Raw genomic sequence first — 14,825 nt, forward strand, 5'->3', positions numbered from 1 at the left:
AGGACCCCATTCCATAGACCGTTTCACGTGAAACAGTGGGCCTCATCCTCGTAGCTCCCCTGAAAACACCGTCAAAACGTTGTTTAACGGTCGGACGGACGACTGTTGATGCTCGGAGGGGTGCAAACCCTCGGGTGCCGTGAAGGCGCCTCTCCGACCTCCGATCGGCAGGACATGATGCCCTTCTGCCGCTGTGCATCCGGTGGTGCAATGCTCCGGCGGCAGAGGGCGCCAGGTCCGGTCGCAGTCGGGATCGCGATCGGCTCCCTTCCCGACGTCGCATCGGCTTCGACGCCTGGCACCGGTACCGGATCGGCATCGATGACCCGCTGACCGGCTCCTGCGCCGAACGGCTCTGATTTCAGCTCGTGGTTGCGGATGGGTTGGTTCCTCCGTGCCATTGCCGACGGTGAACTACAAGGACGCCGACCCAGCCTGCCGTTTCACGTGAAACACCGTCCTCGAGTAGCAAGTCATTACGGCCGGTGTTCCTCGGGAGGCAACTTTCGAGGAATGCAGGCGTGCGGCCTCCACGCGCGGAGGGCTCCCTCTGTAAAGGTCGACAACATCGTCGAGCGGAACCAGGGCGGTGTCCGCGATGCCAGCAGCTCGGTCGGTGAGCCGGCTCGACCTCGACGACTGACCGGCGAGGGACGACTGACCGGCGAGGCAAGCGAGCGATACCTAGAGGGCCAACCGCGATCGAACACCCTCAGTGCGCTCTACCATCGGGCCCGGGTCCTGGAGCTGCAGCTGGGGACGACCGCCTGATCCTCAGAACGGATGCGCTCACGCGGATGTGCTGACGGGCACCGTCCTTGAAGCCGGGCAGCAGCTCTCACACGCCTTCGAGCGAACTGCTGACGTATGGACGCCGGCCCGGCAAGCTGCATCACAAAGCCCACCGCCTAACGTTGATTTATTGGCGGACCAGCGTCGTGGACCTATCTCTCGAGAGCGTCGGAGACGGCCAAAGGAGGACCCTCACCGCAGTACTGGGCGGCCGGCCTGCCTATCGTACGTTGACCGTGCAGTCGCGCTCCACCTCCTTGCCACCGCACCGCTGAGCCGCTCCTCACCGGAGGCCTGCCGCCCGCCCTTGGTACCGTCCACACGCCCACAGCGGCGTCGCATCTCACCACTCCATGACCAGGACAGGCGCTGATCTGATACCGCTTGTTGATGTGGTTTCACGTGAAACACCGCCCGCCCTTACTCGACGCCGTGTTCCACGTGAAACATTGCTCGTGGCTCCCTTGCTGTAGGACAACCGGTGGCCTCCACCTGCACCCTGAGGTACGCCGCGTGCCTCCCGCGATAGTGCCCAACCCGCGTCCTGCCATTACGGGCACCGAACGGCTTGGCCGTCCGGACGGCAGGGCCACGCGCGTCGCGCTCCGGCTCCGGCGATCGACGTAGCGCGAGCTCGACCGGAGAATTCGGCTACTGCATGCCAGCGTGCCGGGTTCTTCGTGCATGCCACCGGTCGGCACCCTGAAGACGAGACGCACGTGACCGATGCGAGGTGTCATGGACGGCGAAGCGGTGTTTCACGTGAAACCTGCGACCTCGCGCATCCAGCTCGCGGGGAGCACCACGCCGCGGCTAAGCAAGGCACCCTCGAGGCAGCGCCACGTCGCGCCTGTACCACGACCATCGAGTAGACCTGCCCGGGCCACCGGCCACCGGCACGACCATCGTCGCTCATGGGTGTCCTACTGCTCGCCCGGAGAGGTCGCCACCTGGTGACCTGACCATGACTCCCGACCCCACCAGGAGTCACAGGACCACGATGTGTCGTCAGCCTCCAATCCAGAAGCAGTGAACTCGAACCCACTCTGTGCGACGAAAGAACGTTGCTCGCTGCCGTTGGTCCGCCGGTTTCACGTGAAACATGCTCCAAGGAGCACTCGGGGACAGACAAGCTGAGGGGCGCCGTACGCGATGCAGCCGACCTGAGAACGCTCACGACTGCCTCGTCCGTTGAAGTACCTTATTTGCTCGCAGCATCCTCGGTGATGACCAACCGTCCCGCATTCGTCCCTCAGGGCACCCGACCCCTCGGACGGTGTCGCCGATCGGCCCAATGTCACCAGCGCGTCCGGCACCAGGCCCCGCACATCGTGAGCACACACCGGTGGCTTACGGCTTTCGATCGAAGAGGTCACGTGACACATCGCCGGCAGGTGGCCGGCCTGCGGGAGATACCAGAAGGGGCCTGTTTCACGTGAAACAGGCCCCTCGGGGTTCGTCGATACAGCTGGGATGCGTCAGTCGTTCGTAGGTGACAGAACGCCGATGATCCTGTTGAGATCGTCAACGCTCGCGAACTCGATACTCACGCGGCCCTTCTTTGCACCCAGTGTGATCTTCACATTGGTATCGAGCCGGTCGGACAGGGACGTGGCAAGGTAATCCAGGCGCTCATGGCGTGCGCCATCCCTCGGCGTGGAGGGCTTGCTCGCCCGCCGCAGCCCGCCGCTAAGGGCCACGATCTCCTCGGTGGATCTGACCGACAACCCCTCGGCGACGATCCTTTGCGCCAACTTCTCCATGTCGGCAGGATCCGCGAGACCGAGCAGGGCACGCGCGTGACCCGCAGAGAGAATCCCCGCCGCCACGCGACGCTGAACGAGGGGCGGGAGCTTCATCAACCGAAGGGTGTTGGAAATCTGGGGACGAGAGCGACCGAGCCGACCCGCCAGCTCGTCATGCGAACATCCGAAGTCATCGAGCAGCTGCTGATAGGCGGCAGCCTCCTCCAGGGGGTTGAGGGCGCTCCTGTGAAGATTCTCGAGCAGGGCGTCCCGGAGAAGGTCGTCGTCCAGCGTCGACCGGATGATCGCGGGGATGGTCTCCATCCCGGCTTCGCGCGACGCCCGCAGGCGCCGCTCGCCCATGACCAGCTCGTAGGGAGCGTCCCCTACTTCCTTCGACGGGCGCACCACCACCGGCTGCAACACGCCGATCTCGCGGATCGAGTGGACCAGCTCCGCGAGCTCGTCGGCGTTGAACTCGGTACGGGGCTGCTTGCGGTTCGGGTGGATGCTGTCGAGCGCCAGATCGGCGAACGTCGCCCCGGGCACGTCGACGAGCTCACCTTGTGAAAGCGCTTCACCCGTGGCCGGCGTCGGGGCCGGGGCGGTCTTCTCGCTTGTTTCACGTGAAACGCCTACCGACGAATCCTGCGTGGCAGAGGCAGGAGCAGCAGTCGTGTCATCCGCCGCAGGAGGGGAGATCACGGCACCCTGCCGGTCGGGAAGGGTCGCAGTCTCCTCCGTACTGTCCCGCCGAGCATCGATACCGTCGGAGGGACGACCGTCCGTCGTATCCTCCCCGGAGGGGAGGACCTGCAGCGCCGGGTCCAGGTCAGCCGTGCTCCCGGGTCCAGGGGCGTCCTCGACCGCATGCGCAGCATTTTCTGCGGCGTCCGGGGCGGCGGAGTCCTCCTTGACGGGCGACTTTGCTCCGCGCGACGATTCCGACGTGCTGGTCGGCTTCCTCGACGAGCCCTTCGCAACCCGTTTGGTTTGCGCGTCGAGGACGTTCTTGTTGATTCCGCTGCGGAGGGCCGACGAGTACGATCGCGGCTGCTCTGCCACGTCGTCCTCGGTGACACGCTCGAAGAAGAGGTCCACCGGCCTTCCCCCCTGCTTCCGGGACATGGGAGCGTTGTCCGACTCGCGGGCCGCGCGCTTCTCGGGCTCCCGCTCACGCTCGATCGTCTCGGGGATCTCCTCAGCCGGGGCACTGGGGATCAAGGCACCCAGTCCTCGGCCCAGGCCACGCCGCTTTTCCGCCATGTCATTCCTTCCACGATTCGGAGCGAAGCTCCGGCTCTACGTCTTGCGGGCCCAACGGACCGATGATCGGCCGTTGTCAGGACCGCGAAGCGATCTCAGCCGCGGCTTCCTGGTAGGAGAGGGCACCACTGGATGAGGGGTCGTACGTCATGACGGTCTGCTGGTAGCTCGGCGCCTCCGAGATCCTGACGGAACGCGGCACCACCGCCTTCAGCACCTGCTGGGGGAAGTGCTCGCGTACTTCCGCCGCCACCTGGGCCGCAAGATTCGTGCGTCCGTCGTACATCGTGAGGAGGATCGTCGAGACGGAGAGATCGGCGTTGAGATGCTTCTGGATCATCTCGATGTTCTTCAGGAGCTGGCTGAGCCCCTCGAGCGCGTAGTACTCGCACTGGATGGGGATGAGGACTTCCTTGGCCGCGACGAACGCATTCACCGTCAGCAGTCCCAGGCTCGGCGGGCAGTCGATGAAGACGAAGTCCAGGCGCGGTTCACCCTTCTCCTGGCGCTGCTTGGCGTACACCTCGATGGCACGGCGCAGACGCTGCTCACGGGCGACGAGGGAGACCAGCTCGATCTCCGCTCCGGCCAGATGGATCGTGGCCGGTGCGCAGATGAGATTCGGTACGTCCGGGCAGGCAGCAACGACATCACCCAGCGGGACGTCGTCGATGAGGACGTCGTAGATCGAGTCCACGTCGGCGTGGTGATCGATGTTCAGGGCGGTCGATGCGTTGCCCTGGGGGTCGATGTCGATCACCAGTACCTGGAGTCCGGCTGTTGCAAGGGCGGCGGCGATGTTGACCGTCGTCGTGGTCTTGCCCACCCCGCCCTTCTGGTTGCTGATCGTCATGATCCGCGTGCTCTTCGGTCGGGGGAGCTCCTTGCCCAGGAGCTTCTCGCGGCGTCTGGTTTCGCTCGCGAGTTCGCGCCCCAGGGGCGAGGAGTCATCCATCGCCTCCATCACGCTCTTGCCCTTCACCGGCTTCTTCGTTGCAGGGGAGCCGACGGAGTCCGACGCGGACGGCGTGGTTTCACGTGAAACAAGCACTCCGGTATTTGCCGGGTCTGAAAACTGTCCCGGTTGTATCTCGCGCAATCCGACGGCAAGAGGGCGTCCGGAAGCCAGCAATGGCTCGGACTTCTTCGCGGGGGCGTCCTTGATGGTCACTCAGTAGCTCACTCTCACATGCCAGACGTCGTTATCTACAAGGGTAACGGGATAACCCGTGCCGCACGGGACGGTGACGCCACGGGGGCAGGGCGGAAAATCAGGCGGGACGGACCGGGATCCGCACAACCGTCGTGGGCTCCTCCAGGACGTCCGCGCCGGCCATGACGATCTCCGCCGTTCCTCCGCCGAGCTTCCGGATCACCTTGCGGGCCTTGTCGATCTCCTCGCCCGCACTCCGTCCCTTGATCGCGAGGACCTGTCCTCCGGCCCTGGTCAGGGGGATCGTCCACCCGGCGAGCGTGGAGAGGGCGGACACCGCACGCGCGGTCACGTAGTCGCCGTGCAGGATGCCCGCCATCTCCTCCGCGCGCGCCCGGTGCACCGCCACGTTGTCCAGGCCGAGATCGTCCACGACCTCCTTCAACCAGATGACGCGCCGCTCGAGCGGCTCGACCAGATCGAGGCGCAGGTCCGGTCGCGCGATCGCGATCGCCAGTCCGGGCAGCCCGGCGCCGCTGCCGACGTCGACGACCGAGGCATCTGCCGCCATGAGTTCTGCCACGACTGCGCAGTTCAGGACATGACGACCCCAGAGCCGAGGTACCTCCCTCGGCCCCAGCAACCCCCGTTCGATGCCGGACGAGGCAAGATGAGCCACGAAACCGCGGGCCAGCCCGAGCCGGGCGCCGAAGACGGCTGAAGCCGCGGTCAGCTCCCGGGCCGTCGGTTCAGGGACGCCTGCATCGGTACCGGCAGGATCAGTCATCGCTGGGGGAGATCACGATGTGCCGCGCCTGTCCCTCACCCTCGGACTCGCTGAGGAAACCCAGATCGGCGACGACGTCGTGCACGATCTTCCGCTCGTAGGCGGACATCGGCGCCAACGCCATGTCCTCCCCGGTCTCCCTGACCTTCTCGACGGCGTCCTGCGCGATCTTCGTCAGCTCACGCCCGCGCCGGTCACGGTAGCCGTCCACGTCTAGGACCAGCCGCGACCGCGCATCGGTCGCGGTCAGCACACTGAGCCGTGTCAGCTCCTGCAGGGCCTCGAGCACCTCGCCGTCACGCCCGACGAGGGAGCTGAGCCCGGTGTCGGATGCGTCCTCGGACACGATCGAGATGTACGTGCGGCCGCTGCGGACCTCGATGTCGATGTCTCCGTCGATATCCGCGATGTCGAGCAGTTCCTCGAGGTAGTCGGCCGCGACATCACCCTCCTCGTCGAGGCGTGATGCCTTGCTCGCCGGGGTGGCCTCGACGTCGTCGTCGGGCTCCGGCTCGTGGCCGGCGGTCTGCTCTTCGTTGTCTACCGTCATCGCCTCTTCCTCTTCTTGCGCTGGGGCTGAACACGCTGGCCTCGGGGCTCCGGCACCGTCTCCACGACCGGCTCGGTCTTCCGCTCCCCGAGCAGCGGAGCCACGGGCAGGCCCTTCTTGGCTCGCCGGTCCGCGAGGGCCTTGGCGGCAGGCGACCCCGGAGTGGGCATCCTGCGGATGACGTAGAACTGCTGCGCCATGGTCCATACGTTGGTCGTGGTCCAGTAGACCAGCACACCGATGGGGAAGTTGATGCCACCGATACCGAACACCAGCGGCAGGATGTAGAGCATGATCTTCTGCTGACGCATGAACGGGCTCTGCATGGCCTCTTCGGACATGTTCTTCGCCATGATCTGCTTCTGCGTGATGAACTGCGACGCCGTCATGGCGATGATCATGACCACGGAGAGGATGATGACGCTGATGTTCCCGTCGGCGCCGAAGCTGCCGAGGAACGTCGACGAGAGGGGGGCGCCGAAGATCGTCGCGTCGTCGAACTGCCGGACGGACTCCGGCGACAACGCACCGATTCCCTCGTTGTCCTCGCTGGCCCGGGAGATCCCGTTGAGCACGGTGAACAGGGCGAAGAAGAACGGCATCTGGATCAGGATCGGCAGGCATGCGGCGAACGGATTCGTCCCGTGCTTCTTGTACAGGGCCATCTGTTCCTGCGTCATCGCCTGACGCGAGAGCTGGTCCGTCTTCCCCTTGTACTTCTGCTGCAGCTTGCGCAGGTCGGGCTGGAGCGCCTGCATGCCGCGCTGCGCCTTGATCTGCTTGACGAAGACCGGGATGAGCGCGGCGCGGATGACGACGACGAGGCCGATGATCGACAGCACCCAGGTCCACCCGGATGCGGGATTCATTCCGAGGAACGTGAAGCCCTCGTGGAACATGAACATGATCCACGACACGAGCCACCTGAACGGTGTCAGGATCGTCTCAAAAAAACCCATAATCAGTCTGCTCCTCGGGCCGCGGGGCGGCTTTCGTCATCGGCCGGAATCACCGGGTGGTTCAACACAACTATCGCTGGCACGTTCCCCTCGGGGAAACGCCTGCCACCCGGCGGGACGTGATCCACACCGCCGGCGTTCCAGGGGTGGCATCGCATCAGCCGCCTGGAGGCGAGCCATATGCCGCGAAGGAACCCATGGACGGTCACGGCTTCGAGGGCATACGCCGAGCAGCTCGGGTAGAACCGGCACACCGGCCCGTACAACGGAGAGACGACCTTCCGGTACGCGATCAGGAAGCCGATCACCGTCAGGCGCGGGATCCCGACGACGAAGGCCAGCACTCGGAGAGCGACCTCACTCACGATACTCCGCCCTGCCTTCCCGGTGGTTCCAGGCCCCCCAGCTTCCGGGCGACCGTGGACACACAGCTCCCGAAATCCTTGGTCAGGGCCGACCAGTCACTCTCGGCGGCCGCCGGTAGGGCGCGGACGACGACGTCGTACCCGCGAGGATTCGCGTCGACCCACTCCGCCGCCAGATGGCGCAGCCTCCGTTTAACGAGGTTGCGTGTGACAGCGTTCCCCACGTTCTTGCCGACGATGAATCCGACCCTCGACGGGGCGGTCTCCGTGGTCCTTGCGCCGTATAGCACAACGTTCCGGCGCCCTGATCGGGCGCCGGAACGTACGGTACGTGCAAAATCCGCTGCCGTCCTCACTCGGTGGATCATCGGGAGCATGAGGATGACCTGATCCTCGCTGAAGGAGGGAAGCCCATGCCGACGCGATCATCCGAAGGATGCATGGCGAGGGAGGAACCGCTTATGCCGAGAGTTCGGTACGGCCCTTGCCGCGGCGCGCCGACAGGATGGCACGACCAGCGCGGGTGCGCATGCGAAGACGGAAACCATGCTTCTTGGCACGGCGGCGGTTATTCGGCTGAAAAGTCCGCTTGCTCACTGTAGTTACTCCAGAACGATCTTGAGATGCGTCCGGCCCATTGCAACAAGGGGGAAGAACAGACTGACGCGATGAAGGTGTACATCCGACATTCGCGGGAAGAGCTGTCACATCCCGAGGCCTCTTAGTACCCGGGAACACCTGTGATGGCATGCGAAATGCAGACATGTTGGACTACATAACGGTAGGGGACAGCGTCGACGGGCGTCAAACTCGGGGCGGACGACCGGCTGGGAGCCGGCGCACAGCCTGTGGACGAGTTTTCCACCGCCCTGTGGACAACCGGGACTCGAATCACCCTACACGCACCCCCGCCGAGCTCACCCACCACACCTCACAGGGGCCCGCGACCCGCGCCAGTCCGCTATCTTCTGTACTTTTCATCCTCTAGTCTTGCCTCTGGTCCGTTTATCCACGCCATGTGCACAACTCTGTGGATGACGGACATTTTCGACTGGAAGCACAGCCAAGAGGGGTCTTAGTGGGTACAGATGAGGTAAACGACGTCGGGAGCTCCTGGCGTAAGGTCATCCGCACCCTCGAACAGGACGACCGCGTCACCCCCCGCCAGCGCGGCTTCATGGTCCTCGCCCAGGCTCAGGGGCTCATCGGGACGACGATGCTCATCGCCGTCCCGAACGAACTGACGCGCGAAGTGCTGCAGACCCAGCTCAAGGGGGCCCTCGACGAAGCCCTGCGCGACGTGTTCCGCGAGGACATCCAGTGCGCGTTCGTCATCGACCCCGAGCTGACCCCCGTCACCGAGGACGTCCCGGAACAGGAACCCGCGGAGCAGCCATCCCCGGAACCGAAGGGTGAAGCCAAACCGTCTCCGACGCCCCCCAGCAATTCGCACGAGTTCGGTCGGCTCAATCCGAAGTACATCTTCGACACCTTCGTCATCGGGTCCTCGAACCGCTTCGCCCACGCTGCTGCGGTGGCCGTCGCGGAGGCCCCGGCGAAGGCCTACAACCCGCTGTTCATCTACGGCGACTCGGGGCTGGGCAAGACCCACCTCCTGCACGCGATCGGCCACTACGCGAGGCACCTCTACACCGGCATCCGGGTCCGCTACGTGAACTCCGAGGAATTCACCAACGACTTCATCAACTCGATCCGCGACGACGAGGGCTCGAGCTTCAAGCAGACCTACCGCAACGTGGACATCCTGCTGATCGACGACATCCAGTTCCTCTCCGGCAAGGACCGGACCATGGAGGAGTTCTTCCACACCTTCAACGCCCTGCACAACCACAGCAAGCAGGTCGTCATCACCTCCGATCTGCCGCCCAAGCAGCTCATCGGGTTCGAGGAACGCATGCGCTCCCGCTTCGAGTGGGGCCTGCTGACAGACATCCAGCCTCCCGAACTGGAGACGCGCATCGCCATCCTCCGGAAGAAGGCGATCAGCGACAGCCTGAGCGCCCCCGATGACGTGCTCGAGTACATCGCCTCGAAGATCGCCACGAACATCCGCGAACTCGAAGGCGCCCTGATCAGGGTCACGGCCTTCGCCAGCCTGAACCGCCAGCCCGTGGACGTGAACCTGGCGGAGATCGTCCTGAAGGACCTGATCTCGGCCGACGGAGCACAGGAGATCACGTCGACGGTGATCATGGCGCAGACGGCCGACTACTTCCAGATCAGCATGGAGGAGCTGTGCAGCAAGTCCCGGACGAGGACCCTCGTGACTGCGCGGCAGATCGCGATGTACCTCTGCCGTGAACTGACCGACATGTCCCTGCCGAAGATCGGACAGGAGCTCGGCGGACGCGACCACACCACGGTCATCCATGCCGACCGCAAGATCCGGGAACTCATGGCCGAACGCCGGGCGATCTTCAACCAGGTCACCGAACTGACCAACCGGATCAAGCACAAGCAGCGGGAAGCCTGACCCCCGGCGGGGCTCCTGGACGCACCGGCAGTAATTAACAGGTGTGGACACAGCTGTGGATAACCGGGGGGACATCCCGGGTCAACCTGAGGATAACCACCCACCTGCCTGTGGATGCGCGGAATGACAAGGATTCTGCCCACAGCCGCCCCCTGCAGGCCGTCGGCTCGACACACACCTTGTCCACAGGCAAAATCCGCGGCGTCGCACGGACCAGCGACGTTATCCACAGAATCCACAGCAGTTATTAACACTACGAACCTTAAACTTCAAAAGCTCGTCAAATAACATTCCACGTCCCGGACATCCCGCACACCGCCCCGACGGACCCCGCTGCGCGGGCTCGCTATCCGGCTAAGCTTTGACCCAGTAGGGTTGTAGTTCCCGTGCCGTGGGGACATCCGTCAAGGCATCGGACCCGACCATCCGCCGGCTGTTCGCCGGTGGCTGTTTTTTTGATCTGGCGAAAGGCGGCACTGCTCCGTGAAATTCAGAGTTGAGCGGGATGTACTTGCGGAGGCAGTGTCCTGGACCGCCCGTTCCCTGTCCCCACGCCCACCCGTGCCGGTCCTCGCAGGCCTCCTGATCAAGGCCGAAGGCGGCATGCTGAGCCTCGCGAGCTTCGACTACGAGATCTCGGCCCGCCTCGAGATCCCTGCCGACGTCCTCGAGGAAGGCACCATCCTCGTCTCGGGACGCCTCCTTGCCGACATCTGCCGGAGCCTGCCCTCCGCACCCGTGGAAGTGGCGACCGACGGCTCCAAGGTGACGCTCACGTGCCGCAACAGCCGCTTCAACCTCGCGACTATGCCCGAAGGGGAATATCCCGAACTCCCCAAGCTTCCGGACGTGAGCGGTGTCGTCGATGGAGACGCCTTCGCCCTGGCGGTATCGCAGGTCATCATCGCGGCGAGCCGTGATGACACCCTGCCGATCCTCACCGGCGTGCGGATGGAGATCGAGGACGACCTCATCACGCTGCTGGCCACGGACCGCTACCGTCTGGCCCTCCGTGAGGTCGCCTGGAAGCCGTCGACCCCGGGCATCTCCACCAGCGCCCTCGTCAAGGCCAAGACCCTCAGCGAAGTGGCCAAGACCCTCGGCGGGGCCGGCGAACTGAACATCGCCCTGTCCGACAACTCGGAACTGATCGGTTTCGAGTCCGGCGGCCGCCGGACCACGTCGCTGCTCGTCGACGGCGACTATCCCAAGATCAGGTCGCTGTTCCCCGCCACCACCCCGATCCACGCGACGGTGCAGACCAGCGCGCTCGTGGAAGCAGTGCGCCGCGTCTCGCTCGTCGCCGAACGCAACACCCCGGTGCGCCTCGCTTTCTCGGAAGGACAGGTCACCCTGGACGCCGGGACCGGGGAGGACGCGCAGGCCTCCGAAGCCATCGAGGCGACGCTCGACGGCGACGCCATCACGGTGGCTTTCAACCCGCACTACCTCAGCGAGGGCCTCGGGGCCTTCAACAGCCCGTACGTGCGGTTCTCGTTCACCTCGCCCCCGAAGCCCGCTGTCATCTCCGCGCAGGAGGACGCCTCGGGCGAGGACAGGGAAGACTACAGGTACCTGCTGATGCCCGTGCGGCTGCCCAATCTGTAACCGGACCGTCAGGTCCCAGGACCCGGCCGACGGCCGGAAGAACACGTCACCAGAAAGAGAGCTCATGCACATCGGTCTCGTCGGTCTCGGCAAAATGGGATTCAACATGAGGGAACGGCTCCGGGCCAAGGGCGTCGAGGTCACCGGCTTCGACCGCGCTCCCGATCGCACGGACGTGTCGAGCCTCGAGGAACTCGTGTCCTCCCTGCCGGTCCCTCGGCTCATCTGGGTGATGGTCCCTGCCGGCGAGATCACGCATGCCGTCATCACCGAACTGTCACAGCTCCTGGCCGAGGACGACCTCGTCATCGACGGCGGCAACTCCAGGTTCACCGATGACCAGATCCACGCGGCGCTGCTCGCCCAGAAGGGCATCCGTTTCCTCGACTGCGGTGTCTCCGGCGGCATCTGGGGCCTGGAGAACGGATACGGCCTGATGGCCGGAGGCAGCGACGAGGACATCGACGTGGCCCTCCCGGTCTTCGACGCACTGCGCCCCGAGGGTGATCGCGCGGAGAGCTTCGTGCACGTCGGCGACGTCGGAGCCGGGCACTACGCCAAGATGGTGCACAACGGGATCGAGTACGGACTCATGCAGTCCTACGCCGAAGGCTATGAGCTGCTCGAGGCCAAGGACATCGTGAAGGACGTCCATGGCACCTTCGCAGCGTGGCAGAAGGGCACCGTGGTCCGCTCCTGGTTGCTGGACCTGGTGGTCAAGGCACTGGAGGAGGACCCACGCCTGGCGACGATCGCAGGGTACGTGGAGGATTCGGGTGAAGGCCGATGGACCGTCGAGGAGGCCATCGCCAACTCGATCCCGGCTCCCGCGATCACCGCCGCCCTGTTCGCGCGGTTCACTTCACGCCAGGAGGACTCACCGTCCATGAAGATGGTCGCAGCGCTGCGCAACCAGTTCGGCGGACACGCCGTCAAGCCCGCCCAGCCGAAGCCCGAGTAAGTGCGCTCCGGTGTACGTTGAGCACCTCTCGCTCACCGGGTTCCGGAGCTACGGGCAGCTCGACACCGCCATCGAGCCCGGCATCACCGTCTTCGTCGGGCCGAACGGTGTGGGGAAGACCAACATCGTGGAGGCGGTCGGATACCTCGCGACGCTGTCCTCACACCGGGTCAGCACGGACAAGCCACTCATCGCCTTCGGCGAGGAACGGGCGATCATCAGGGGCAAGCTGGTCCGCGGAACGCAGCGCACGAGCGTCGAGGTCGAGATCAACGCCGACGCCGCGAACCGCGCACGGATCAACAGGTCGAATCCCGTGCGGGCCAGGGACGCCGCGGGGATCCTGAAGACGGTCCTCTTCGCTCCCGAGGACCTCACCCTCGCCAAGGGTGATCCATCGGTACGGCGCCGGTACCTGGACGAGGTCATGGTGTCGCTGCTGCCGCACCAGTCCGCGCTGCGGGCGGACTACGAGCGGGTACTCAAGCAACGCAACGCCCTGCTCAAATCGGCTCGTGCTGCCGGCCGGTTCTCGACGGGGCACGAGGCCACCCTCGATGTGTGGGACCAGCACCTCGCCGAATCCGGCGCGCGCCTGCTGTCGGCGCGGTTCGCCCTCGTGGACAAGCTCCGCCCGCACGTACAGCGCGCCTACCGGGAGCTGACGGACGGCTCCAAACCCGCGGACATCGCCTACGTCTCGAGCGTCTCGCCGTCGTCGGACCCCTCGGCGGAGGGCGACGCCGAGCTGGGGCGGACCGGGGACGACGGCCTGGGGGACCTCGACCAGGGTGCGCTCACCGACCTGTTCGTCACCGGTCTCCTCCGCCACCGCAAGAAGGAACTCGAGCGCGGGATCTCCCTCGTGGGCCCGCACCGTGACGAGCTCGCGCTGATGCTCGGACGCGTACCCGTGAAGGGATACGCCTCCCACGGCGAGACCTGGTCCACGGCCCTGGCCCTGCGGCTCGCGTCCTACTACCTGCTGCTGGAGGAGGACCGGACGCCGGGCGGCGATCCCGTGCTCATCCTCGACGATGTCTTCGCGGAACTCGATGCTCAGCGGCGCACCCGGCTCGCTGCCATCGTGGCACCCGCCGAACAGGTCCTCGTCACCGCGGCCGTGGGGGACGACATCCCGGCGGCCCTCGCCGGACGGCAGCTCCGGGTGGTACCCGGAGCCATCGTCGGCGGTGGGGACATCGGTGACGGCACGAACGGAACCGGTGACGTCACTCCGGAGACCGCCGATCAGCACTCCGTCGCCGATATTGATGCCGCTGGAGGAATAGATGTCTGACCAGGCGTCAGGAGACATTCCTCCCGCGGACGGACAGGACCCGCAGGCCTCCGGTGACCGAACACCCCGGAGTACGCGGGAGGGCGACGGAGCGCACCGGACGGCCGATGCGACGGAGGAGTTCCCGGACCAGGATGCCCCGCAGGCCCTGCTCAACCGGCTGCGAAGCGCATCACAGGCCAGGGGTACGCCGCGCGAGGCGGCGTCGAAGCGGTCGGCGAAGACGACGCGACGCCGGTATTCCCCCGAGCCGGTGTACGGGGGCAGGGACCCGGAGGGCGTGGGCAACGTCTTCTCGCGGATGCTCGCCGAGCGGGGATGGAAGTCACCGGTCGCGATCGGATCGGTGCTGTCGCGCTGGAGCGAGATCGTCGGGACCGACATCGCGGCGCACTGCGTCCCGGAGAGCTTCGACGCGGACACCGTGCTGGTCCGGTGTGATTCGACGGCCTGGGCCACGCAGCTGCGTCTCATCACCCCACAGGTGCTGCAGCGCTTCGAAGCCGAACTCGGCGCGGGCGTCGTCACCCGGCTGTCGGTCATCGGCCCCGCGGCTCCGAGCTGGCGCAAGGGCGGACGGTCCGTCAAGGGCCGTGGACCGCGGGACACGTACGGGTGATCTCCGACGGCCCGATTGCGCTGTCCGCTGAGCGGCCTGTAGCGCAATCAGGGCCCCGGCAGTCGTATCCGGGCTCACGGATGGTACTGCCGTCCGGTCTGACGCGGGTTTATTGGCCAATGAAGGGGTGTTCGCGCCGGACTCGGGCCCTCCGCAGGGTAGAATAGGGAAGATTGTTTTGGTCGATCCAGTTGAGGAGCCGTCTACGCCTGTGGCACACGAGAAC

General features: G+C 65.5%; 13 protein-coding genes. 5 read left to right on the plus strand and 8 right to left on the minus strand.

Features of this window, described 5'->3' with window-relative positions; translation table 11 throughout:
* Positions 1-2,270: 2,270 nt before the first annotated feature.
* The 8 genes from RY94_RS05870 to rpmH form a co-directional block, all read right to left on the minus strand.
* Positions 2,271-3,803, minus strand: coding sequence for a ParB/RepB/Spo0J family partition protein (locus tag RY94_RS05870; RefSeq protein WP_043442652.1), 1,533 nt, complete (start codon positions 3,801-3,803; stop codon positions 2,271-2,273).
* A gap of 76 nt (positions 3,804-3,879) precedes the next feature.
* Entirely contained in the window at positions 3,880-4,767 is an 888-nt protein-coding gene (locus RY94_RS05875) for a ParA family protein (protein WP_082046160.1), read from the minus strand.
* Between the two features lie 307 nt (positions 4,768-5,074).
* On the minus strand, positions 5,075-5,743 hold the full coding sequence (gene rsmG / locus RY94_RS05880; RefSeq protein WP_043442654.1) for a 16S rRNA (guanine(527)-N(7))-methyltransferase RsmG: 669 nt from the start codon (positions 5,741-5,743) through the stop codon (positions 5,075-5,077).
* The gene (locus RY94_RS05885) at positions 5,736-6,293 is read right to left on the minus strand and encodes a Jag family protein (protein WP_043442657.1); all 558 of its coding nucleotides are present in this window, start codon (positions 6,291-6,293) and stop codon (positions 5,736-5,738) included. The genes rsmG and RY94_RS05885 overlap by 8 nt, the downstream gene beginning before the upstream one ends.
* Positions 6,290-7,252, minus strand: coding sequence for a membrane protein insertase YidC (gene yidC / locus RY94_RS05890; protein WP_043442659.1), 963 nt, complete (start codon positions 7,250-7,252; stop codon positions 6,290-6,292). Before yidC ends, RY94_RS05885 begins: the two co-directional genes overlap by 4 nt.
* Positions 7,253-7,254: 2 nt before the next feature.
* A complete protein-coding gene (gene yidD / locus RY94_RS05895) occupies positions 7,255-7,617 on the minus strand; it encodes a membrane protein insertion efficiency factor YidD (protein WP_442853437.1) in 363 nt (120 codons plus the stop codon).
* Entirely contained in the window at positions 7,614-7,994 is a 381-nt protein-coding gene (gene rnpA / locus RY94_RS17185; protein ID WP_082046092.1) for a ribonuclease P protein component, read from the minus strand. The genes yidD and rnpA overlap by 4 nt, the downstream gene beginning before the upstream one ends.
* Positions 7,995-8,076: 82 nt before the next feature.
* The gene (gene rpmH, locus RY94_RS17190; RefSeq protein WP_022892375.1) at positions 8,077-8,214 is read right to left on the minus strand and encodes a 50S ribosomal protein L34; all 138 of its coding nucleotides are present in this window, start codon (positions 8,212-8,214) and stop codon (positions 8,077-8,079) included.
* 481 nt (positions 8,215-8,695) lie between these two features.
* On the opposite strand from rpmH, the gene dnaA reads away from it, so the two are divergent.
* From dnaA to RY94_RS05920, 5 genes are all read left to right on the plus strand, one after another.
* The gene (gene dnaA, locus RY94_RS05900; RefSeq protein ID WP_043442664.1) at positions 8,696-10,111 is read left to right on the plus strand and encodes a chromosomal replication initiator protein DnaA; all 1,416 of its coding nucleotides are present in this window, start codon (positions 8,696-8,698) and stop codon (positions 10,109-10,111) included.
* Between the two features lie 483 nt (positions 10,112-10,594).
* Positions 10,595-11,719 carry a DNA polymerase III subunit beta gene (gene dnaN / locus RY94_RS05905; RefSeq protein ID WP_043442667.1) on the plus strand — a complete coding sequence of 375 codons (1,125 nt, stop codon included), beginning with the start codon at positions 10,595-10,597 and terminating at the stop codon, positions 11,717-11,719.
* 64 nt (positions 11,720-11,783) lie between these two features.
* Positions 11,784-12,680: a phosphogluconate dehydrogenase (NAD(+)-dependent, decarboxylating) gene (gnd, locus tag RY94_RS05910; RefSeq protein WP_043442670.1), complete on the plus strand. Its 897-nt coding sequence runs from the start codon at positions 11,784-11,786 to the stop codon at positions 12,678-12,680.
* 10 nt (positions 12,681-12,690) lie between these two features.
* Entirely contained in the window at positions 12,691-13,980 is a 1,290-nt protein-coding gene (recF, locus tag RY94_RS05915) for a DNA replication/repair protein RecF (RefSeq protein ID WP_082046093.1), read from the plus strand.
* Positions 13,973-14,599, plus strand: a complete 627-nt coding sequence (locus tag RY94_RS05920; protein ID WP_082046094.1) for a DUF721 domain-containing protein — start codon at positions 13,973-13,975, stop codon at positions 14,597-14,599. Before recF ends, RY94_RS05920 begins: the two co-directional genes overlap by 8 nt.
* The last annotated feature ends 226 nt before the right edge of the window (positions 14,600-14,825 follow it).

This window comes from Arthrobacter sp. L77, assembly GCF_000816565.1.
GTDB classification, from domain to species: Bacteria; Actinomycetota; Actinomycetes; order Actinomycetales; family Micrococcaceae; genus Arthrobacter_D; species Arthrobacter_D antioxidans.

Bases quoted from the DNA above. Each gene is read 5' to 3' on its own strand.
- RY94_RS05870 (WP_043442652.1), bottom strand. From the start codon at position 3,803: ATGGCGGAAAAGCGGCGTGGCCTGGGCCGAGGACTGGGTGCCTTGATC.
- RY94_RS05920 (WP_082046094.1), top strand. From the start codon at position 13,973: ATGTCTGACCAGGCGTCAGGAGACATTCCTCCCGCGGACGGACAGGAC.
- rnpA (WP_082046092.1), bottom strand. From the start codon at position 7,994: ATGCTCCCGATGATCCACCGAGTGAGGACGGCAGCGGATTTTGCACGT.
- RY94_RS05875 (WP_082046160.1), bottom strand. From the start codon at position 4,767: ATGGAGGCGATGGATGACTCCTCGCCCCTGGGGCGCGAACTCGCGAGC.
- gnd (WP_043442670.1), top strand. From the start codon at position 11,784: ATGCACATCGGTCTCGTCGGTCTCGGCAAAATGGGATTCAACATGAGG.
- RY94_RS05885 (WP_043442657.1), bottom strand. From the start codon at position 6,293: ATGACGGTAGACAACGAAGAGCAGACCGCCGGCCACGAGCCGGAGCCC.
- yidC (WP_043442659.1), bottom strand. From the start codon at position 7,252: ATGGGTTTTTTTGAGACGATCCTGACACCGTTCAGGTGGCTCGTGTCG.
- rsmG (WP_043442654.1), bottom strand. From the start codon at position 5,743: ATGACTGATCCTGCCGGTACCGATGCAGGCGTCCCTGAACCGACGGCC.